At 49.8% G+C, this 21018-nt stretch carries 24 protein-coding genes; 18 read left to right on the top strand and 6 right to left on the bottom strand.

Features of this window, described 5'->3' with window-relative positions:
* Window positions 1-255: 255 nt before the first annotated feature.
* The 3 genes from arcC to H5985_RS07675 all read right to left on the bottom strand — a co-directional run bounded on the left by arcC (window position 256) and on the right by H5985_RS07675 (window position 2900).
* Window positions 256-1170 carry a carbamate kinase gene (gene arcC, locus H5985_RS07685; RefSeq protein ID WP_205050731.1) on the bottom strand — a complete coding sequence of 305 codons (915 nt, stop codon included), beginning with the start codon at window positions 1168-1170 and terminating at the stop codon, window positions 256-258.
* Window positions 1171-1313: 143 nt separating this feature from the next.
* Window positions 1314-2498, bottom strand: a complete 1185-nt coding sequence (locus tag H5985_RS07680) for a M20 metallopeptidase family protein (protein WP_205050730.1) — start codon at window positions 2496-2498, stop codon at window positions 1314-1316.
* 96 nt (window positions 2499-2594) lie between these two features.
* Window positions 2595-2900 (bottom strand): HPF/RaiA family ribosome-associated protein, encoded by a 306-nt coding sequence (locus H5985_RS07675; RefSeq protein ID WP_205050729.1) that lies wholly within the window; start codon window positions 2898-2900, stop codon window positions 2595-2597.
* 254 nt (window positions 2901-3154) lie between these two features.
* Here H5985_RS07675 and H5985_RS07670 point away from each other — a divergent pair, with 254 nt between their 5' ends.
* Window positions 3155-3766 (top strand): hypothetical protein, encoded by a 612-nt coding sequence (locus H5985_RS07670; RefSeq protein WP_205050728.1) that lies wholly within the window; start codon window positions 3155-3157, stop codon window positions 3764-3766.
* Window positions 3767-3798: 32 nt separating this feature from the next.
* A complete protein-coding gene (locus H5985_RS07665) occupies window positions 3799-5532 on the top strand; it encodes a M61 family metallopeptidase (protein WP_205050727.1) in 1734 nt (577 codons plus the stop codon).
* A 65-nt stretch (window positions 5533-5597) separates the two neighbouring features.
* Here H5985_RS07665 and H5985_RS07660 read toward each other — a convergent pair whose 3' ends face one another.
* Window positions 5598-6455, bottom strand: coding sequence for a patatin-like phospholipase family protein (locus H5985_RS07660; protein ID WP_205050726.1), 858 nt, complete (start codon window positions 6453-6455; stop codon window positions 5598-5600).
* A 487-nt stretch (window positions 6456-6942) separates the two neighbouring features.
* Here H5985_RS07660 and rplM point away from each other — a divergent pair, with 487 nt between their 5' ends.
* The 4 genes from rplM (at window position 6943) to erpA (ending at window position 9219) form a co-directional block, all read left to right on the top strand.
* A complete protein-coding gene (gene rplM, locus H5985_RS07655) occupies window positions 6943-7371 on the top strand; it encodes a 50S ribosomal protein L13 (protein WP_205050725.1) in 429 nt (142 codons plus the stop codon).
* Window positions 7372-7383: 12 nt separating this feature from the next.
* The gene (gene rpsI, locus H5985_RS07650) at window positions 7384-7776 is read left to right on the top strand and encodes a 30S ribosomal protein S9 (protein WP_205050724.1); all 393 of its coding nucleotides are present in this window, start codon (window positions 7384-7386) and stop codon (window positions 7774-7776) included.
* Window positions 7777-7899: 123 nt separating this feature from the next.
* Window positions 7900-8790, top strand: coding sequence for an EamA family transporter (locus H5985_RS07645; RefSeq protein ID WP_205050723.1), 891 nt, complete (start codon window positions 7900-7902; stop codon window positions 8788-8790).
* A gap of 72 nt (window positions 8791-8862) precedes the next feature.
* On the top strand, window positions 8863-9219 hold the full coding sequence (gene erpA / locus H5985_RS07640; protein ID WP_205050722.1) for an iron-sulfur cluster insertion protein ErpA: 357 nt from the start codon (window positions 8863-8865) through the stop codon (window positions 9217-9219).
* Here erpA and H5985_RS07635 read toward each other — a convergent pair.
* Together H5985_RS07635 and H5985_RS07630 are read right to left on the bottom strand one after the other, a co-directional pair.
* On the bottom strand, window positions 9216-10313 hold the full coding sequence (locus H5985_RS07635; RefSeq protein WP_205050721.1) for an anhydro-N-acetylmuramic acid kinase: 1098 nt from the start codon (window positions 10311-10313) through the stop codon (window positions 9216-9218). The two genes, erpA and H5985_RS07635, sit on opposite strands and share 4 nt — an antisense overlap.
* A 5-nt stretch (window positions 10314-10318) precedes the next feature.
* Window positions 10319-11779 carry a peptidoglycan DD-metalloendopeptidase family protein gene (locus H5985_RS07630; protein ID WP_205050720.1) on the bottom strand — a complete coding sequence of 487 codons (1461 nt, stop codon included), beginning with the start codon at window positions 11777-11779 and terminating at the stop codon, window positions 10319-10321.
* Window positions 11780-11902: 123 nt separating this feature from the next.
* Between H5985_RS07630 and tyrS the strand changes: the two genes are divergently transcribed.
* The 12 genes from tyrS to H5985_RS07570 all read left to right on the top strand — a co-directional run bounded on the left by tyrS (window position 11903) and on the right by H5985_RS07570 (window position 21009).
* Window positions 11903-13141: a tyrosine--tRNA ligase gene (gene tyrS / locus H5985_RS07625; RefSeq protein WP_205050719.1), complete on the top strand. Its 1239-nt coding sequence runs from the start codon at window positions 11903-11905 to the stop codon at window positions 13139-13141.
* Between the two features lie 73 nt (window positions 13142-13214).
* Window positions 13215-13652: a D-aminoacyl-tRNA deacylase gene (dtd, locus tag H5985_RS07620; protein WP_205050718.1), complete on the top strand. Its 438-nt coding sequence runs from the start codon at window positions 13215-13217 to the stop codon at window positions 13650-13652.
* Between the two features lie 60 nt (window positions 13653-13712).
* Entirely contained in the window at window positions 13713-14309 is a 597-nt protein-coding gene (locus H5985_RS07615) for a YbhB/YbcL family Raf kinase inhibitor-like protein (protein ID WP_205050717.1), read from the top strand.
* 324 nt (window positions 14310-14633) lie between these two features.
* The gene (gene nrdR / locus H5985_RS07610; RefSeq protein ID WP_205050716.1) at window positions 14634-15077 is read left to right on the top strand and encodes a transcriptional regulator NrdR; all 444 of its coding nucleotides are present in this window, start codon (window positions 14634-14636) and stop codon (window positions 15075-15077) included.
* A gap of 3 nt (window positions 15078-15080) precedes the next feature.
* A complete protein-coding gene (ribD, locus tag H5985_RS07605) occupies window positions 15081-16178 on the top strand; it encodes a bifunctional diaminohydroxyphosphoribosylaminopyrimidine deaminase/5-amino-6-(5-phosphoribosylamino)uracil reductase RibD (RefSeq protein ID WP_338124963.1) in 1098 nt (365 codons plus the stop codon).
* 4 nt (window positions 16179-16182) lie between these two features.
* The gene (locus tag H5985_RS07600) at window positions 16183-16800 is read left to right on the top strand and encodes a riboflavin synthase (protein WP_205050715.1); all 618 of its coding nucleotides are present in this window, start codon (window positions 16183-16185) and stop codon (window positions 16798-16800) included.
* A 15-nt stretch (window positions 16801-16815) separates the two neighbouring features.
* Window positions 16816-17886, top strand: a complete 1071-nt coding sequence (locus H5985_RS07595; RefSeq protein WP_205050714.1) for an NADH:flavin oxidoreductase/NADH oxidase — start codon at window positions 16816-16818, stop codon at window positions 17884-17886.
* A gap of 120 nt (window positions 17887-18006) precedes the next feature.
* Window positions 18007-18486 carry a 6,7-dimethyl-8-ribityllumazine synthase gene (ribH, locus tag H5985_RS07590; RefSeq protein WP_205050713.1) on the top strand — a complete coding sequence of 160 codons (480 nt, stop codon included), beginning with the start codon at window positions 18007-18009 and terminating at the stop codon, window positions 18484-18486.
* Window positions 18487-18498: 12 nt separating this feature from the next.
* The gene (gene nusB, locus H5985_RS07585; protein ID WP_420892576.1) at window positions 18499-18990 is read left to right on the top strand and encodes a transcription antitermination factor NusB; all 492 of its coding nucleotides are present in this window, start codon (window positions 18499-18501) and stop codon (window positions 18988-18990) included.
* A gap of 4 nt (window positions 18991-18994) precedes the next feature.
* A complete protein-coding gene (thiL, locus tag H5985_RS07580) occupies window positions 18995-19996 on the top strand; it encodes a thiamine-phosphate kinase (RefSeq protein WP_205050711.1) in 1002 nt (333 codons plus the stop codon).
* Window positions 19989-20507 (top strand): phosphatidylglycerophosphatase A family protein, encoded by a 519-nt coding sequence (locus tag H5985_RS07575; RefSeq protein WP_205050710.1) that lies wholly within the window; start codon window positions 19989-19991, stop codon window positions 20505-20507. Before thiL ends, H5985_RS07575 begins: the two co-directional genes overlap by 8 nt.
* Before the next feature lies 1 nt (window position 20508).
* The gene (locus tag H5985_RS07570) at window positions 20509-21009 is read left to right on the top strand and encodes a CinA family protein (protein WP_205050709.1); all 501 of its coding nucleotides are present in this window, start codon (window positions 20509-20511) and stop codon (window positions 21007-21009) included.
* Window positions 21010-21018 lie beyond the last annotated feature (9 nt).

Below are 21018 nucleotides of genomic sequence, written 5' to 3'. Positions count from 1 at the left end.
TACGAAAAAGAGAATTAATGAGACGGCTTATATTGCGATGATTTCAAAATTTTAGTCGTGGTATCCGACGAACTCCAATGCATTTTTTCTTTCAGGTTGATAGAAAAACTCAGAATCTTGTCACCCATTAAATGGAAGCAGCAAATTGAGGAGACGGTTTGACATAAGTATGCTGGTTACGACAAAAAATCGTAACCTGAAGAAAAATATATATCTGAACTGTTATTAGTTTTGATTCGGGGCTTCAGGCACGAATCAGTCATTTCTGGGAATAATTTCGGTGCCCGATTGCCCCTTAAGCATATCGGACAAACGATCAAGAGAACCGATCAGAGCCTTGTGACCGGTTTTTTCTACAAAGCGGCAGACAGCCTGCACTTTCGGTCCCATGGAACCGGCCTGAAAGTGCATCGAGCGAAGACTCTGAGGGGTGGTTTTGTGCAGAAGGTTTTGTTTGCCTGAATCCCAATCAGTAAAAATTCCCTGTACATCCGTGGCGATGATAAAACAATCGGCTTTCAGTTCGCAGGCTAAGAGTGACGAAGCCAGGTCCTTATCGATAACTGCTTCGACTCCTGTGAGATGACCGAATGAATTTTTTATAACAGGAATTCCGCCGCCTCCGCAGCACACAACGATATGTCCCTTTTGAAGCAGAATTTCGATAGCCTCGCGATCGACAATTTGTTTGGGTTCGGGACTGGCCACGACACGACGGAATTTGTCGTTGTCTGCTGCGATGTGCCAGCCGTAAAGACGGGCGAGCGCCTGAGCCTGAGTTTTCTCATAAACTGGGCCGATCGGCTTACTCGGCGAGCGAAAGGCCGGATCGTTCGGATCAACTTCAGTTTGTGCCAAAACAGCTGTGACAGCACGCCTTGCCGGTAAAAAATGCTTCAATTCTCTGGTAATCAAGTAACCGATTAAACCAATGGATTGCGCACCCATTGTATCGAGGGGGTAAGCCGGTGGATTCCCAAGCGCTAGCTGCTGCAAAGCAATCAGTCCCACTTGAGGGCCGTTGCCGTGAGTGACAATGAGTTCATGATGGTCTGCGATGGAGGCGATTGCTTGGCAGGCTTTTCTTACACTACTGAGTTCTTTTTCGTAAAGCATCGGTTCGCCACGTTGCAGTAATGCATTTCCGCCTAAGGCAATCACAATTCTCATTTTGCTCTCCTGTCTGATGCCGACTCATTTGGGCGGCCGTTAAGAATTTTAAGACTGCCGTATTGTCAATACAGAGTCTGACATCAGCCGAAAAGACAAAAAAAATCCCCTCAAAGAGAATTCTCTCGATGAGGGGAAGCGTTTTAGCGCAGGTAGTTTTCCGTTACGCGGGCAAAGACGCTGGCGGCAATCGGCAGACAGGCGTCATTGAAATCATATGACGAATTGTGTAACAGACACGGGCCGTCTCCGTGACCTTCCAGACGGTGAGAACCGTCGCCCGAACCCACAAAGAAGAATGCTCCCGGGGTCGTTTCAAGATAGTCTGCGAAGTCTTCAGAGGGCATCACGGGTTCTTGTTCATGCAACCCTTCTTCACCGAAAAGTTCACGAACGGCATCCTGCACTCGATCAACGCATTCAGGTGTATTGATAACGGGCGAATATTGACGCGTGAAGGTGAGTTTGGCTTCTGCACCAAAAGCCTCGGCCACACAACGGCTGATCTGATCCAATTCTTTTTCGATCAGGTTCGTGACTTCGTTATCAAACGTGCGGGTTGTTCCCAAAATCGATGCTTGATCGGGAACCACGTTATAAGCGGTACCGGCTTCAATCTTACAAATGCTCAAAACTGCCGGATCAATCGGACGCTTGATGCGGGTAATGATGCCTTGAATCGCCTGGCAGATTTGAATAGCGGTAAAAACCGGGTCTTTGGATAAGTTCGGCATCGCACCGTGCGAGCCGCGGCCATGAACATCAATTCTGAAAACGTTGCCGCTTGCCATCATGGCTTTTTTATTAATGCCGATTTTCATGGCGGGCGTTTCTGGCCAATTGTGGCAACCGAGATAAAAGTCTGCGGGGAATTTTTCCAACAGACCGTCGGCAATCATGTGCTGAGCACCGAATCCGCCTTCTTCACCGGGTTGGAAAACGAAATTGACTGTACCGTTGAAGTTTTTCGTTTCTGCCAGATAACGAGCGGCTAAAAGAAGTCCGGTCACATGACCGTCGTGGCCGCAGGCGTGCATGACGCCCACATTTTTAGAGGCGTGAGCAAAGTGGTTGGCTTCTGTGATCGGCAGCGCATCCATGTCCGCACGCAAGGCAATGCGTTTTGGGGAGTTACCGTTTTTTAAAACGCCGACAACACCCGTGCCGCCGATACCGGTGTGAACCTCAATACCCCATTCGGTGAGGTAACGGGCAATGGTTTTCGCCGTTTCGAATTCTTTGTTACTCAATTCGGGGTGGGCGTGAAATTCACGACGAATTTGTGTGAATTCAGGGGCCAATTCCTCAATACGTGCAATGTTAGGCATGACAGAATCCCTATTGGAAAAACAGAACTTTGTAAGTGTAGCGCAGAAAAAAGAGGGGATCTTTTAAAAGACCCCCTCGAGATCAATTACAAATGATTAATGACCGCGTAATTTTTCTGCTGCGTCTTTAACCGAGCGGCGCAATGTGTCAAAGGCTTCCCGAATGGCAAGCATCACATCGGTGTTGGTACGGGAGACCACCAGGTCACTGCCGGAAGAAACAACGGTAACGCGAACCGTGAAGGCACCCATCGTCTGATGACCTTCTTGAGTGATGGTGGCGTGGCAGGGGCCCAGGTTGCGGTCAAATTTACCCAAATCGTTCAATTCTTTTTGAACCGCTTGTTCCACCGCTTCAGAACGACTGATTCCATGGAATGTAACTTGTAATGCTTGTGCCATATATATCCCTCTTCTTGTTTTGTTATTAGTAAGAGTGGGAAGATGGCTTTCTTCCCTTCCTAATTCATAGTGTACTGAAGTTGTTGAACTGAAAGTGTGCTTTTAAGCAAAAGATTGTGCAAAGTTGAAAGAAAATATTCGGGCTTTTTCCCCGATAGAAAAGCGTTTTTCTGCTAAGATCGCGGCCAGTTCAAATAACTTTTACGCGCAACCGATTGATTCAAAAGCGCGTTTTAACCTGAGGAAAAGAAATAATGCGTAAACCCTGGGAAGAATCGGGCAGTCACCGTGATGATTTCAGTTTTGAGGATCGCCCTCGCCGCACCGATCGCCGTTTTGATGACCGTGACGGTTTCAAACGTCGCTCTGATCGTCGCTTTGACCGTCGTGAAGATGGTTTCGGTCGTCGGGATGAAGGCTTTGGTCGTCGTGACAGACGTCGTGATGACCGCAAAGGCGGTTTTGCCAAACGTCGGGACGATTTTTCGGATAATGTCTACGGCGTGCGCTCGGGTCCCCGTGCTCGCGCTGCGATGGCAGGACGCGGAGTGCCCGCTCGCCGTCAAAGTGCACCCAGCCGCAACGCTTTGATTACGTTGGACGCCGATGTCGCACGCGTATTCGGTACGAGCGAAGCCGTCAATGCTGCTTTGCGTCACCTGATTGCTTTGGCTTCCATTATGGGAGTGGACGCTCTTAAACAAGCTGCCCTGGAATCAGAACAAAAACAAGAACAAGAAATGATTGATGAAGAGCCCAAGCAAGCGCTCGAGTCTGACTCCCTTTCCGAGGCGCAAGAAGTTCAAACGACAGATGATGAAGAAGAGTGGTTTGACCTGCCCATTGAACCTGAAAAAGGCGAGTAATTGAAGCCCACGGGCATTCAGGAGCAAGAAAAATGCTGCGATATACGATAGAACTCAAACCCCAGGCGGGAACGTTTCTGGTTGATTTCGAACTGAATGCCCAAGATGAACTGTTACTTCGGTTGCCTGCGTGGTTGCCGGGCAGTTATATGATTCGGGACATGGCCGCCGAGATTCAATCTCTCGAGATTGTCTGCGGTCAAGAAAAGCTGCACGACACAAAAATCGATAAAAGCACATGGCGTGTATTCATAGGGGAGCAATCCAAGAGCATTCACGTTCGCTATGAAGTGTTTGCACAGGATACGTCTGTGAGACGCGCTTATTTGGATAATGAGCGGGCTTTTTTAACCTTTTCCAGTTTGTGCCTGTATCCGGTAGGCCGCGAAGAAGAACCGATTGAATTGAAGATTAAAAAACCGGCCGATCATCCTGACTGGGCCGTTGCAACAGCCCTGCAGCCGGTTCGGAGCAACTCTCAGGCTTTTGGGATTTATCGTGCGGCCGACTACGATGAGCTGATCGACTCGCCGATGGAAATCGGTCTCTGGCAGTGCATTGAATTTAAGGCGTACGGTGTACCCCATCGCATTATTTTGAGTGGTAAAGTCCCGCCTTTTGATCGTACTCGTTTACGTGAAGACGTTAAAAAATGCGTTGAAACGGTGATTGCATTTTTTGAACCGCAGTCCCATCAGGCGCCCTTTTCTTCTTATATGTTCTTTTTAAATCTTGCGGAAAATCTCTACGGGGGACTGGAGCATCGCAACAGTTGCGCTTTGGAGGCTTCTTTTTATGACTTGCCGTTGGCAGGAAACAAAAACGGATCGAAAAATTACGCAAGACTTCTGGAACTTTTCACGCATGAATATTTCCATGCATGGTGGGTCAAGCGGGTAAAACCGGCGGTTTTCATTCCCTATGACTTAACGAGTGAAACCTATACCGATCTGTTGTGGGTTTTTGAAGGATTCACGAGTTACTATGATGCATTGCTTACGGCACGAAGCCAAGCCGTGGATGCTGATACTTACCTGAAGTCATTAGCGGCGACGCTTAATCGTCACCTGGGCGGCACAGCAAAGAAACGCCAAAGTCTTGCGCAGTCTTCTTATGAGGCTTGGACAAAATACTACAAAGTCAGAACCAATCGCAGCCGTTCGGTCACAAGTTACTACGATAAGGGCGCTCTGGTTGCACTGGCATTAAATGCTCGCATCATCGAAAAAACGCGTGGGAAAAAGAGCTTGGATGACGTATTGCGCTTTGCTTGGGAACAGTACAAAGAAGCGGGCGATGATTACGCAGGGCTTGACGAAGAAGTGATCGCTGAGCTGATCTACGATGCCACAGGAGTCGATGTAAGCAAAGAGCTTGATCGGTGGGTATACGGTCTTGAAGAGCCCGACTACAAAAAGGCTCTGAAAACCTTAGGGATAAGCTGTGAGTGCAAAGACTCGGATAAGCCTGAACAATGTATCTTGGGTGCAAAGTTAATCGGCAGTGATCAATTAACGGTTACCCAACTCGAAGAGGACGGTGCGGCAGAAAAAGCCGGCGTGTGCGTGGGTGATGAACTGGTGGCGCTTGATGCCATAAAAATCAGAAAAAATAACCTTGATCAGTTGTTGAGTCGTTATCGGGATCAAAAATGTGTTGATCTGCACGTATTTCGAAACGGACTTTTAAAAAAGTTGTCTCTAAACCCCAAAAAAGATCCGATCCTACAATACGAACTCAGATGGAGAGCCAAAGTCAGGCTTTAAAAATATTTGATTCTCCTGACAATCTGAGACAAATCGTTTTTGCTGAGTTTCCTGTTTTAAGGAACTCAGCAGTATTTTCCCAGCCATTCTTCAAGTGCCGGAATGAGATTTAAGGCGTCTTGTCTTCCTTGGTCATATCCTTTTTGTACATCCAGCGGACTGTGTGTGAGGCGTTTGATTCCCAGTGATACTCGGGGGCGTATGACAAAAGCCGTTTTGTCGTTAACAGCCTGATCGATATCTTTTTGCGTTTGTTCGTACGCTGTCGGGGAATGCGAAAAAACTCGGCAAAATTGAGGATATTTCCTGTAAAAAAGTTTAGCCAGATAGGCATCACGGTCTTTAACTTTATGTTCTCGCGGCTGAGTAGAAATGACGATATTGCGATCAAAGCCAAGTCGCTCGAATGCTTTCAAAGGAATCCGATCCGAACAACCCCCGTCCAATAGTTTTTTACCTCGAAATTGAACGATTTGCGAGACGTAAGGAAGCGAGGCAGAAGCTCTGAGCCCGTCCAGTTCTTTATTCATGTCCGACAGCAGCAGATATTCCGCTTGTCCCGTTTCGACATTGGTGCAGGTGACATAAAAGTCAATGCCGGATTGCATGAAAGCGTTGTTATCAAACGGATCATAAATGTAAGGAATATCGTGATAACAGAACTGGGTGTCGACGAGATTACCTGTTTTAATGAGTGACTTGAAACTGAAAAAACGATCATCGGTAATAAAGCGCTTATAAAAGCGCAGGCTTCTGCCTTTTTGGCCGGCGACAAACGAGCAGCCGTGAATCGCACCGGCTGAGACTCCGATGACTCCTTTTACGGGGAGGTGAAGATCTGATAAAACATCGAGTACGCCGGCAGCATAAATTCCGCGGATGCCGCCGCCTTCGACCACAATACCTAAACGATGAACAGTCATAAAGTACTCAAAAAAACAAGATCCGGCAATTATCAACCAAATCAGAACAAAAAAGAAAGCGTTTGGGCGGTCGAGAAGAGAAGAAAAAAAGTCCACGTCGGATAACCGACGTGGAAAAATAGAAGTAATAGCAAACGCTCTTACTTCGAGGACGGATTGATGGCGATGATCGCCAGGGTCACAGTATGCATAGAGAAAATGACAGAAAGATGAGGCAAATGTGACAAGGTGATGAATCTGAGGGCCTTGCTGATTCAATGCCATCTAATGAACGAAAAAATAGACTCTAGCGGTTTGTTTTCTTTCAATTTTTTGTGTAAAATGCCCAACCTTGCTATCGGGAAGAGGTGTTTCTCTGTCGCCTTTTTCAGATAACGAGGGAACGAATTTTTGGACTCTGTCGCTGGTGCTTGCGGCCTTAAGCGACAATCCGGTTGCGCGCGACTGAAAGATTTGTCGTGCGTTTTCATTAATAGGTGAATACATAATGAAGACCTTCTCGGCTAAGCCGCTCGAAGTGACTCGCGAATGGTACGTGGTTGACGCCACCGATAAGATCGTCGGTCACCTCGCCGCTGAAATTGCTGCCCGCTTGCGCGGCAAGCACAAGCCTGAATACACGCCGCACGTTGACACGGGCGATTTCATCGTTGTGATCAACGCTTCCAAGATGAAGATGAGTGGCGAAAAGGCTAAGAACAAGCGTTACTATCGCCACACCGGTTATCCCGGCGGCATCATCGAAACGACTTTCGAAAAGATGCAACAACGTCACCCGGGCCGTGCTCTTGAAATCGCTGTCAAGGGTATGCTCCCGAAGGGACCCTTGGGCTACGCCATGATTAAGAAGTTGAAGATCTATGCCGGTGAAGAACACCCGCATACGGCTCAACAACCTAAGAACCTCGACATCTAATAAGGATTCGGCATGATCGGCAATTACAATTACGGCACCGGCCGTCGCAAGAGCTCCGTGGCCCGCGTCTTTATTAAGCGTGGTTCCGGCAAGATCGTGATCAACGGTCGTCCTTTGAATGAATACTTCCACCGTGAAACCGGCCGTATGGTCGTGATGCAACCGTTGGAACTCACCGAAAACGTTGAAACGTTTGACGTGATGGTCAACGTGCGTGGCGGTGGTGAAACGGGCCAAGCCGGCGCTGTGCGCCACGGTCTTACCCGTGCTTTGATTGACTACGACGAAGGCTTGAAGGCCCAGTTGTCCGCCGCGGGCTTCGTGACCCGTGACGCTCGCGAAGTCGAACGTAAGAAGGTCGGTCTTCGCAAGGCCCGTCGCCGTAAGCAATTCTCCAAGCGCTAATCGATTCTCGATTGGTTGCTGCGAAATCCCGCCTTCATCGGTGGGATTTCCCACGAGCTCTCCGACTGTCGGGGAGCTTTTTTTTCGGCGCTAAAATGGTGCAACAAAAAAGGACGGATAGTTATGTCATTGACGGCTTTAATCCTCGTACTCACGGCAGCGCTGGTTCATGCGACCTGGAACTACTTTCTGAAAAAAGCCAATGCCACGCGCCCTTTTTGGTGGCTGGTTTATATCATCACTGCTGTGGTGACCGTTCCCGCATTGTTTCTTTATGACCCTCAGGCTCTCAGTAACATCACTCCGATCGGATGGCTTGTGATTGTTTTGTCGGCACCGATTCATGTGATTTATGGCCAAGTGCTTCAGATAGGGTATAAAAAATCGGATTACTCGATCGTCTACCCGACCGCAAGAGGAACCGGACCTTTGATTACGGTGTTAAGTGCCGTTTTGATTTTGGGTAATCGACCGACATTTTGGGGATGGGTCGGCATTGCGCTGATTTTGATGGCAATCGTGCTTTTGGCCATGCCTCACAAAGAGGATCAGCAAACGCAAAGTCTTCGCATCCGTACCGGTATCTTTTGGGGGAGCCTGACCGGGTGCTTTATTGCCGGTTATTCGTTCTGCGATGCCTGGGCGGTTCAGCAAGCAACCGGCCTCACACCGTTGAGTTTTTATTTCCCTTCCATTGCCGTGCGTGCGATTGTGTTTGCTCCCTTTATTGTGAGCCATGCCGATTGGAAGAAAGAGTCCCGTGAAATTTTGACAACACCGCGCTTACTCAAGGCACTTGCCGTGGTGACGGTGGGGTCGCCCCTGGCCTATATTCTTGTGCTTTATGCGATGACAATGGCCCCGTTAGCGTACGTCGCTCCTACTCGGGAAGTCGGGATGATGATCGGAGTGGTTTTAGGCGGCTTGTTGCTCAAAGAGCGGCTCTCGGCCACGCGTATGGCAGGTGTTATCGGGATGACTCTCGGGGTCATTTTGGTCGGTCTGGAAGGTTGATTGTCCTGAAACGTTTTTAGACGAGAAAAAACGTATAATCAACACGTTTTTTGATGGATGGAATAGTACATTATGCAAGATCAACAATCGAACTTGGCTCCTGAACCGATTCGTTTTACGGATGCTGCAGTGGCAAAAGTCAAAAGTCTTATCGAAGAAGAAGGCAACGATAAGTTGAAGCTTCGTGTCTTTGTGCAAGGCGGAGGCTGTGCCGGCTTTCAATATGGTTTTCAATTCGATGAAAATGAAAACGAAGATGACGCCAAGATGGTCAAAGACGGTGTGACGCTTTTGATTGATTCCTTGAGTTACCAGTATCTGGTCGGTGCAGAGATCGACTTTAAAGAAGATTTAACGGGTGCACAGTTTGTGATCCGCAATCCGAACGCGGTGACCACCTGCGGTTGCGGTTCGTCTTTCTCTGTTTAGTCGGCAGGATAAAGGGCGCCCAGTATGCGCTCGCCTCTTGCTCGAGTCACAGCCGGGAGGTTCCCGGCTTTTTTATTGACGAAACGGTAAGCAAGCCAGGCAAATGCCATGGACTCGACATGCATGGGATCGACTCCCAGAGCTGACGTGCTTCGGACAACATAGGGGCCTTTGGCAAGCTCTTGCATGAGAAGGGAATTGAGTGCGCCGCCTCCGCAGACAAAAAGTTCACGCGTGAGAGGCTGAACATTGTTCACGGCATCAAGAATGCACCGGGCGGTCAGAGCCAGAAGTGTTCTTTGTACGTCTTGCGCAGGCAATTGGACTAAATCAGGGAACCGTTCTTTCAACCACTTTTCATTGAAATATTCCCGTCCGGTACTCTTGGGTGGCCTTCTCTCAAAATAGGGATCAGCCAACAGTGAGTTGAGTAATTCAACGATAACAGTCCCTTTTTGAGCCCAACGTCCGTTTTCATCGTAGAGCAGTCCGCAGTGCTTCTGCACCCATATGTCCATGAGCGTATTGCCCGGTCCGCAATCAAATCCCAAAATGGAGTTGTCTTTTAAAAGAGTGACATTGGCAATGCCACCAATGTTGACGATGGCTCGAGGGTCTTTACTTGAAAAGACGCAGGCATGAAAAGCAGGAACAAGCGGAGCGCCTTCGCCGCCAGCGGCCATGTCTCGGCTGCGAAAATCCGCAATAACATCAATGCCGGAGAGTTCAGCCAAAAGGGCGGGATTATTGAGCTGGAATGTAAAACCCGCCTGCGGGCAATGTCTGATCGTTTGACCATGTACACCGATTGCACGGATTTCTTTTCGGTTCAAGCAAGTTTGTTGCAGAAGTTTTTCGACGACAGAGGCGTAGAAATAGGCTAATTGAATACCGGCGTGACCACAACGATTAATCTCGTCTTCACCCGTGGTCAAAAGGGATAGGAGCTGATTTCTCAGTGACGTCGGATAAGGTAAGTGAGCATGCCCCAGGAATTGCGCATGGTTATCTTCAAACCGACAAGCAACGGCATCGGCTCCATCCAGGCTTGTACCGGACATTAAGCCAATGAAGATATCAGGAAGTCGGGGCATAGTGGTTACTTGGGAGGTTCAGCAGAATTTTGTTGTGCAACCGCTTCACTGCCGGTAAGGGGTTTGACCGATTGAATGCGGTTGAGCATCGCCAAACGGGTCACCAACGGACGGGCATCAGCTAAAAGCTGTTGCTTTTCTTCACTGGTTAAAAATTCTTTATCCGGGATGTTGGTCTTCAAGGGATTGACCTGGCGGTTGTTCACACGCAGCTCATAGTGAAGGTGCGGGCCGGTCGCAAGACCGGTTGCGCCGACATAACCGATGACCTGGCCGCGCTTGACACGGGTTCCGACCTTCATGCCTTGCGCGATACGAGACATGTGACCGTAAAGCGTTGTGCGGGAATCGTCGTGCTTGATCATGAGGTAGTTGCCGAAACCGCGTTTATCAAATGAGCGGCGGGAAATCACGCCGTCGGCAGCTGCAAAAATCTTATTGCCTCGGGGCGCCCCGAAGTCCGTCCCCTGGTGCGGACGCAAAACGCCGGTGACCGGATGGCGGCGCATAGGCATAAAGCTTGAAGTCACTCGGGCCCCTTCAACCGGTACTCGGATGAAGGTGGTGCGGCTTGACGTTCCGTCCAGATTGTAGAAGCCGCCGTTTCGGGTGCCGTCTTCGGCCCAGAAGCTTTCGTAATTTTTACCTTGGTGCGTTAAAGAAACCGCAAGGATTTTGCCGTTTCTGACAAAATCGCCTTCCATGAATTGACGCTCGAAGATGATGCGGAAATCATCTCCGTCGGTGATATCCAGACCGTTGTTGATTGCCCGTTCGAGAGCAATCGGCATCCTCTTGGCAATCTCATCGGGAACGCCCACGGCTTTAGCCGAATCTATCAAGTTGCCTTTTACGATCCCGGCGCGCATAGCCTGCTGGGTTTCGTAGACAAAAGGTTCGGAATGAATAACAAAACGATCACCGCGGCGCGTAACCGTGACCACGGAGTTTTGTTGATTGGCCGAACGGGCTTCAAGGAAAATCTTGAGCGTTTGGGCTTTTTGATTGGCCGTTACTTTAGCCTGAACATACACACCCTCACGAGGCGTAGAAAGCGGTTGGGCCAGTGTCTGACCGCGAATAAATCGTAAGAGCGCCGCGTCTTCAATATTCAGGCGCGAGAAAATGGCACCCAACGTGTCATTGACACGAATCATCGTGGTATGAGTGGTCACAGCGCTCGGCGTGGTGACGACCGTGATTTGATCGGCAATGGCAGGAATGGGTAAGGGGGCCACGATCTCTGTTTGCAGACTTCTGGCTATTTGCTCATCGTCTGAAGGATAGGCCGTATAAGTAGCAATGGCTACAGAGGCGGGTAAAACGCCGAAAGTGATGCCTAAAACGAGCTTTCTGTAGGGACTTTTGACTACTGTAGACCAAGAATGCGCACAGCCTCGGACAACAAGGCATAAGCCTTGACCGATCGCACGTAAATTTTTGGCAAGGATGCTGGGCGCAGACATTAGGGATGTGATTGGTTACAATAAGCCGATACGCAAACGGAAAACGGCACTAATTTTACCCGAATTAGTCTTGCCGACCGCTTGATAATTCCTTTTTTCTTATATTTATTTTGTAAAAATTCTATGACCGAAATTGAAAAGAAATATCCCGTTACCTCCGAAGTCAAAGAGGCGATGGAGACAATTAAGCGTGGAGTGGACACGCTGTTGATTGAAGCGGATTTGGAACAAAAATTGGCCCGTTCTCAAGCGACCGGCACACCTTTGCGCTGCAAGCTCGGTCTGGACCCGACGGCGCCCGATATTCATATCGGTCACACCGTGGTATTAAATAAATTGCGTCAATTGCAGGATTTGGGCCACACGGTGATTTTCTTAATCGGTGACTTCACAGCATCCATCGGCGATCCGTCCGGTCGCAATATCACGCGTCCGCCGCTTTCTCGCGAACAAATTGAAATCAATGCCAAAACCTACTTGGATCAGGCCAGTCTCGTTCTTGATCGTGAAAAGACCGAGATCCGCTACAACTCCGAGTGGAGTGACAAGATGACGGCCACCGATATGATCAAGTTGGCTTCCCGCTACACCTTGGCCCGTCTTTTGGAACGTGACGATTTTGCCAAGCGTTATGCCGAGCAGGCTCCGATTGCCATGCATGAGTTGCTCTATCCGCTTATGCAGGGTTACGACAGCGTTGCCCTAAAGGCTGACATCGAATTAGGCGGCTCTGACCAGCGCTTTAACCTCTTGGTCGGACGCGAGTTGCAACGCCAGTATGAACAGGAACCGCAATGCATTCTGACGATGCCCTTGTTGGTGGGCCTCGACGGTGTCAACAAGATGAGTAAGTCCAAACACAACTACATCGGTATTACGGATACGCCCAATGATATGTTTGGTAAGGTCATGAGCATTTCCGATGATTTGATGTGGAACTGGTATGACCTGTTGAGCTTGAAGAGCAACAGCGAAATTGCTACTTTGAAGAGTGAATGCGCCAACGGCCGCAATCCTCGCGATGCCAAGGTTTTGTTGGCTAAGGAAATTGTGGAACGCTTCCACGACAAGAGTGCAGCCGATGCTGCCGAAGTGGAATTCAATAACCGCTTCCGCGCAGGTGAAATGCCCTCAGAAATTCCCGAAGTTAATGTGGCGGCCGTCGACGGTGAAATCGGTATCGGTAAACTCATTAAGGAAGCCGGAATGGTGGCTAGCGTGGGTGAAGCCAACCGTAACGTTGATCAGGGCGGTGTGCGCGTCAACGGTGACCGCGTGACCGATCGCGGACTGAAACTGAAGGCCGGTACTTATACGATTCAAGTCGGTAAGCGCAAGTGGGCTAAGGTAACGGTTCATTAAAAAAGCGAGTGTTTAATCAAAAAAGCCGCGTGAAAACAGTTGGGTTTGCGCGGCTTTTTTAGGAGATAGAGAAATGATCGGTCTGCTTCAACGCGTCAAAAGCGCTTCAGTCACGGTCGACGGACAAGTGATCGGCAGCGCCGGGCAGGGCCTGTTGGTACTCGTTTGTGCTGAAAAAGGCGATACTGAGGAGCAAAGCGAAAAGTTGGCGAAAAAGGTTCTTGCGTACCGTATTTTCGAAGATGAAAACGGCAAGATGAATAAGAGCCTGACGGATATCGGCGGGGATATTTTGATTGTGTCTCAATTTACGTTGGCGGCAGAAACTTCAAAAGGACTTCGTCCGAGCTTTACGCCTGCCGCAGATCCTGAAACCGGCAAAAAGCTCTACGAGCATTTTGTCTCCAAAGTTAAGGAAAGCGGCCTGAGAACGGAGACGGGTGAATTCGGCGCTTATATGCAGGTTGCCCTTGTCAATGACGGGCCGGTCACCATATGGTTGAAGTGCTAGATTGACAAAAACTGTCTTCGGGCCGAATAATAGACTTGAGCCAATCAATAAGGAGGCGGTATGAAAATAACCAGTCAAGATTTTGAACACGGCCAGTGGATTCCGAGTGAATGCGCTTACGGCCAATTGGTCAAGGGTGAGTTCGCACTGGCGGCCAATCTCAATCCTCAACTGAGTTGGAGCGGTGTGCCCGAAGGGACTCAGTCGATTGTTTTGGCCTGTATTGATCCCGATGTGCCGACTGATCGAAAGGCTTTAAATGCTGACGGTGAAATTCCTGCCGATCAGCCGCGCCGTGATTTCGTTCACTGGTTGGTTTGGGATATCGACCCCAGTGTGACTGAAGTGAAAAAAGGTCAGGCCGAGGTCGGTGACGAAAATACCGGCAAGCGTTTTGCTCAACCCATCGGGATTGAAGCCATCAATGACTATACTTCGCAGACGCAAATTCACCGCGGATATGACGGCCCGTGTCCCCCGGGATTTGATGCCCGTGTTCACGGCTATGAATTCCGAGTGTTTGCGCTTGATGTGAAAACGCTGGGACTGCCCGATACCGCCCGCTGGGCTGAAGTGCGTCAACGCATGGCCCCCCATGTACTGGCGAGCGCCACCATCCAGGGTGTCTACAGTCTTAATCCCAGACTCCAACCTTAATGAGCAAAAAGTCGTGCCCGGATGTCGTTATTCGGGCACGAAATTTTATAGATCGGCAATCCAAAGTCAGCAGGCGCTGTCAAATGGTGCCGTCTTCGTTACGTGCTATCTTTTTCAATCCTATATTTAGTAATAAAACGTTCTGTTATATTGACGGTTTAACTCGCTACGGAAGGCAGTGTTAAACACAATCTTTTCTACAGAAGAAACTAATTTTCCACAGGTTGTGTTCTTGCGAGTACAATCAAGTCTAAATGCTCCGATACTATATCTTGTGGTTTTCGGATCAAAAGAATTCAATGGGTAAAAATAGGAGAGGAGTGTATGCATTGTCCTTTTTGTAAGCATGATCAAACTCAGGTGATTGACTCCCGCACGAGTGAAGACGGCACGACCATTCGTCGTCGCCGGCGTTGTTTGAAGTGCGAGAAGCGTTTTACAACCTATGAACGCGTAGAGCTTTCAATGCCCTCCATCATCAAGCGCGGTGGCGGCCGTTGTGAATATGATCAAAAGAAACTTCGCTCTTCTATGATGCTTGCGTTGCGCAAACGCCCTGTCTCTCGTGAACGCGTGGATGAAGCGATCAATCGTATTGAACAGAAAATGCTTGCGTTGGGTGAACGAGAAGTGCGCAGTGATCGTTTGGGCGAACTCGTGATGGAAGAGTTGCGAGGTCTGGATAAAGTCGCCTATGTTCGGTTTGCAAGCGTTTACCGTAATTTTGAGGACGTGCAGAAGTTCGCCGACATGGCTCGCGAGGTTTAAGACGTGTCGCATTCCGATTGCGAATACATGAAAAGGGCTTTGGCGCTTGCGGCCAAGGCTCGACCGATCAGCCCTCCCAATCCCTCAGTAGGTTGCGTCATTGTGCGTGACGGTACTGTGTTGGGAGAGGGTTTTACTCAAAAAACGGGTTCTGACCACGCAGAAATTCAAGCGATCAAAGATGCCTATGCCCGAGGAGGGAATATCGCCGGGGCAACGGTTTACGTGACGCTTGAGCCTTGCTCTCACTATGGTCGGACGCCTCCGTGTGCACTGCGTTTGATTAAGGAAAAAGTCGCCCGAGTGGTGGTTGCTTGCCTTGACCCCAATCCTTTGGTAGCCGGTCGAGGGGTCGCGATGCTCAGACAGGCGGGTATTGAGGTTCAGGTAGGTGTTCTTGAGCAGGAAGCCTGGCAGATGAATGCGGGCTTTATGACTCGTATGACTGAGCAGCGCCCATGGGTCCGAGCCAAAGTCGCTATGAGTCTGGACGGCTTTACGGCGCTCGGTAACGGGGAAAGTCAATGGATTACCGGTGAAGCAGCCAGAGAAGACGGCAGACGTTGGCGATGTGTGGCAGGCGCCGTGCTGACCGGTCTCGGCACGGTCTTAGCGGATAATCCTTCATTGACTGCCCGTGTGGAGGGTAAGCTTCAGGAACGTCAGCCTCTCAAAGTTCTTGTGGATTCCTCTTTGCGGGTCAATGCTGAGAATCGCTTTTTTGACGAGGGGCAGGTTCTGGTTGTTTGTGTCCAAAAAAATGATGCGAAAATTCAGCAATTGGCTGCCCGAGAAGCAGAAGTTTTGCAATTGCCCGGAGCGGACAACCGAGTCGATCTCAAAGCGCTTTTGTCCGAATTGGCACGCCGAGAGATCAATGAGGTGCACCTCGAGGCGGGCTCAATTCTGACGGGCGAAATGCTCAGGCAGAATTTGGTCGATGAGCTCTTAGTTTATGTGGCGCCGAAGATTTTAGGCGAAGGACGTCATGCGTTTAAACTGCCTGCGGTACAAAGTTTGTCTGACTGTGAAAGTTGGATATTGGCAGAATGTACTCAGGTGGGTAACGATGTTCGAATGATTTTAAGAAAAAGGAAATAGAGAAATGTTCACAGGCATTATTGAAGCAATCGGTAAGGTAAGAGAGCCCGAAACCTTGGGTGACGGTGTGCGTCTTACGATTGATACGCCGGCCGGTTGGTTGAAAGGTACCGAAGTGGGTGAGTCCATTGCGGTCAACGGTGCATGTATGACCGTGGTTAACATTGAAGGCGATACCTTTCAGATTGAAGTCTCGGCTGAGAGTCTTTCAAAAACCTGCGGCCTGGATACATGGGGTGAGGTGAATTTGGAAAAAGCCCTTCGTGTCGGAGACAGGCTCGACGGTCATATTGTTTCCGGTCACGTCGACGGCGTGGGTCAAGTGGAGGTGATGGAACCCAAGGCAGAAAGCTGGCACCTGGTGGTGCGGGCTCCGATGAAGCTTTCGCCCTACCTTGCCTATAAAGGTTCTGTGACCGTTAACGGTGTGTCGCTTACGATAAACGATGTAGAAGACACTCCGGTCGGTACCCGAATTTCCATTAATTTGATTCCGCATACGGTAGAAGTGACGACGTTAAAGCACTTGAAAGCACAAGATTGGGTCAATCTCGAAATTGATACGATTGCCCGTTATGTGGAACGGATGATGAGCCTGAAAAACGACGACGGATTATTCTGATCAGGAGCGTTGAAGATGCGCACGCGATTGTTTACGCCTTACAAAATTGGCGATATGGAGCTGAAAAACCGTATCAGTGTGCCGCCGATGTGTCAGTACCAAGCCAAAGATGGCAAGGCCACAACCTGGCACAAGGTGCATTATGGGAAACTAGCCGGTTCCGGCGCGGCTCTCGTTTGTATTGAAGCGATGGCTGTTACCCCTGACGGACGTATTTCCGGATCCGATCTGGGATTGTGGTCCGATGAGTTGGGTTGGTCTTTGTCAGAAATCGTCGAGACCATGCGTGCGATTGATCCGAGTACCAAAATTGCAGTGCAGATTAACCACGCCGGTCGAAAGGCTTCGGAGCGTGCGCCTTGGCTGGGTGGTCATCTCAGTCAAGAAGAGGGCGGTTGGGAGCCTGTTGCGCCTTCGGCGGTGAGCGCAGGCTCAGACCGCCCCGTGCCCAGAGAAATGTTGCCGGGCGGCATTGAGGCCGTCATTCAGGCCTTTGCCTATGCAGCCCAAAGGGCTCAGAAGGCGGGTGTCGATGCCATTGAAATTCACATGGCTCACGGGTACCTTCTGCATCAATTCCTTTCTCCGCTTTCCAATTTGAGAACGGATGAATACGGCGGCAGTTTTGAAAACCGTATCCGTCTGCCTTTGGCAGTGTTTGATGCGATGAAAAAAGCGGCCCCGCAAGTGCAGTTGGGTGTTCGGGTGTCTGCGACCGATTGGCTTGAAGGCGGTTGGAATCTCAAGGAAACGATAGATTTTCTCAATATTCTCAAAGCGCATGGCTGCGCATTTGCGGATGTTTCCACGGGCGGTTTGCATGAGGATCAGAAAATCCCGGTCGGTTACGGCTATCAACTGCCTTTTGCCCGAGCCGTGCGTTTGCAGACCGGTTTGCCCACGATTGCCTGCGGTTTGATTAAGGACGCTCGTCAGGCAGAGAGTGTACTGGTTGAGGGAACGGCTGATCTCGTCGATGTGGGGCGAGAGATGCTCTTAAATCCCCACTGGGGCTGGCAAGCAGCGTTGCAATTGAACGAGAAGGTTGAATTCCCGCCTTCTTATGTTCGTGGCATGCATCGTTAAACGAGCTTCTAGCGGTTTGATTTTTCTTTGAATTTTGCAGTTTCTGGCGTGTTGAAGAGCGGTAAAAACGGTACAATATGCCAATTTTGGTAAGAAACAGATTTTCTTTGGAGAAACACAATGTCCATGGACATTATTGAGAACTCTTTAGACGGACGCGGTTTGCGTATCGGTATTGTTCAGTCTCGCTTTAATGAATATGCCGGAGAGGGCCTTCTGAAAGCCTGCTTGGCTGAATTGGATCGCTTGGGAGTGGTCGAAGAAGACATCACGCTCATGCGGGTGCCGGGCGCTCTTGAAATTCCGTTTGCCTTGCAACAGTTGGCCGCTACCGAAGAGTACGATGCATTGATTGCGATCGGTGCGGTGATTCGAGGTGAAACCTATCACTTTGAAATTGTCTCCAATGAATCGGCTTCCGGCATCATGCAAGTGGGTCTTGACTTCGATATTCCCATTGCCAATGCGGTGCTGACGACAGAAAACGACGAACAGGCTCAGGCCCGTTTGCATCAAAAGGGAACGGATGCCGCACAGGTGGCTGTTGAAATGGCCAATATCCGCAAAGAATTTGAATACGACATGCAGGAAGGGGAGTAACGAATGACTGAAGTGAAACCCCATCGCCCGAGTCGTGGTGCACGCTCGTTGTCTCGTGAATTTGCACTGCTCGGTGTCTACGAATGGTTGGTGAGCGGCTCGGATGCTGTCACGATTGAGCGTACGCTTTTGAGTGTATTGAGTGATGACGGAGAGCCCGTTGCCGGAGCCAGCATTGATGCGGCGGATTTTGAGCGTTGCGATAAGAAGCATTTTTCGGAATTGCTCGCTGGTGTGATCGACAATGCCGAAGAGTTGCAGGCTCTTTTCTCCAAACACGTTGACCGCGATATTTCGCGCCTTTCTTTGGTGGAACGCTCAGTATTGCTCTTGGGCAGCTATGAACTGAAGTTTCATCTCGAAATTCCGTACCGCGTTGTGATCAACGAAGCGGTGGAACTCGCCAAACAGTTTGGTGGCTCGGACGGTTTCCGTTACGTCAACGGTGTTTTAGATAAAGTGGCAGCCGACGTGCGGGTTGCCGAGGTCGGGGCAAAAAAGTAACCGTATGGGCTCATGCCTTAGTGAAACAGAGCTGATTTCTCGTTTCTTTGATTTTCAAATCCCCGGTCATTGGTCAACCCAAGGGATCGGGGATGATTGCGCGATTGTCGAGGTGGGACAAACCCGCCTGGCGATTACGACCGATACCGTAGCAAGCGGTACGCATTTCCTTCCTGACGCCGATCCCTTTACTGTCGGGAAAAAATCTCTTGCCGTGAATTTATCGGACCTGGCTGCAGCCGGAGCCGTCCCCCGTTGTTTTTTCCTTTCTCTTTCATTACCACAGACCGATTTGAAATGGCTTGAAGCGTTCAGCCGAGGTCTTCGTGAGACGGCAGAAGAATTTTCTTGCCCTCTGATCGGAGGCGATACCACTAAAACCGCAAAGATTGAGGACAAACAGGCACCATTTAGCATCACGATTACTGCCATCGGTGAAGTGCAAAAGGGACTGACCCGTCAAGGGGCGCAAATCGGTGACGATATTTGGGTGAGCGGGAGAGTGGGCGATGCGTATTTGGCGTTGATGCTTAGAACCGGTCAGTGGAAAGGCCTCTGTACGCAGGACGTGGCTCACGCGATGGATTGTCCGACTCCTCGAATAGCTTTAGGACAATTTCTGGCTCATTATGCAACGGCCTGTGCAGACATTTCCGACGGCTTTTTAAAAGATCTGGGCAATATTCTCACCCGATCATCGGTGGGGGCCCGTGTCAATATTGACGATCTTGCCGTCAGCGAGGCTCTACGGGCCAGAAGTCGCGATGAAAGGCGTCAGGCACAGTTAGCCGGGGGCGACGATTATGAGTTGGTTTGGACTGCTTCCCCTCAGGCACGCGCGGCCATGAGGGAATTTGAAAAAACTGCACGGATGCAAGGCGAGCCTTTGGTTCTGTCCAGAGTGGGTACGATTATTCCCGACGGTTTGATACTGGTAGATAATAGTGGTTGTGAAGTGATGAATACCTTTAAAGGATTTGATCACTTTGCTAATGAAAATGTTTGAAAAATACAGCAACGACAACCCTGTCAATAAGGTGCGGATGACGTGGAGCTTTGCCTTTAATCATCCTGCGCATGTGATTGCTTCTTTTTTCGGAAGCGGTGTTATTCGTCCGGCTCCCGGGACATGGGGAACACTGGCCGGGTGGCTTGTGTTTGTCCTATTAAGTCCTTGGATTCCCTATTCCTCTTGGTTTTTCATCGTCGCGGTGACATTCTTTCTGGGTGCGTGGGCGTGCCAGAAAACATCCGATGATTTGGGTGTGCCTGATCATGGCTCGGTCGTGATTGATGAGGTGTTTGCCATCTGGTTACTTTTAGCCCTGATGCCTCCTGTGCTTGCCTGGCAAATAGCGGCTTTTTTGGCATTCCGTTTCTTTGATATCGTGAAGTTGCCTCCGGCAGACTACTTTGATACGAAGATGAAAAACGGCTTCGGCATCATGCTCGATGATGCGATTGCAGCTCTTTACGCATGGCTTGTTTTGTTAGCTGTTCAATGGGTGTTGTACTGAAATGGAACTGTTTGTTGAACTTTCTGAACAATTGGGAGAAATTGCACTCAAAAGCGAAGACGTGATCGCCTCGGCAGAATCCTGCACGGCAGGCGGCATTGCTTGTGCAATTACTCAAACAGCCGGTTCAAGCCAATGGTTTGATCGGGGTTTTGTGACCTATTCCAATCAATCTAAAGAAGATCTGTTGGGTGTGCGTCATGAGACGCTGCAAAAGTTCGGAGCGGTCAGCAAAGAGACCGCCGAGGAGATGGTTTGCGGCGCTCTGGCGCGCTCTCAGGCCACGATTGCCGTGGCAGTCACAGGGATTGCAGGTCCCGGAGGAGCAGTGCCCGGGAAACCCGTCGGGACGGTTTTTATGGCTTGTTGTCGCAAAGGACAACTACCGGTGGTGGAACGTCATCAGTTTGCGGGCGACCGCAACGCAGTCAGAGAGAGCACAATCGAAGCTGCGCTTTTGGGATTGAAAAAATTAATTTTGAATAAAATCGATTTGAAATAACGGATGAAG

The organism is Parasutterella secunda (assembly GCF_016901835.1).
GTDB classification, from domain to species: Bacteria; Pseudomonadota; Gammaproteobacteria; order Burkholderiales; family Burkholderiaceae_F; genus Aphodousia; species Aphodousia faecavium.
Note: the sequence above shows the minus strand (reverse complement) of the source record. Positions and strands in the feature narration are given on the sequence as shown.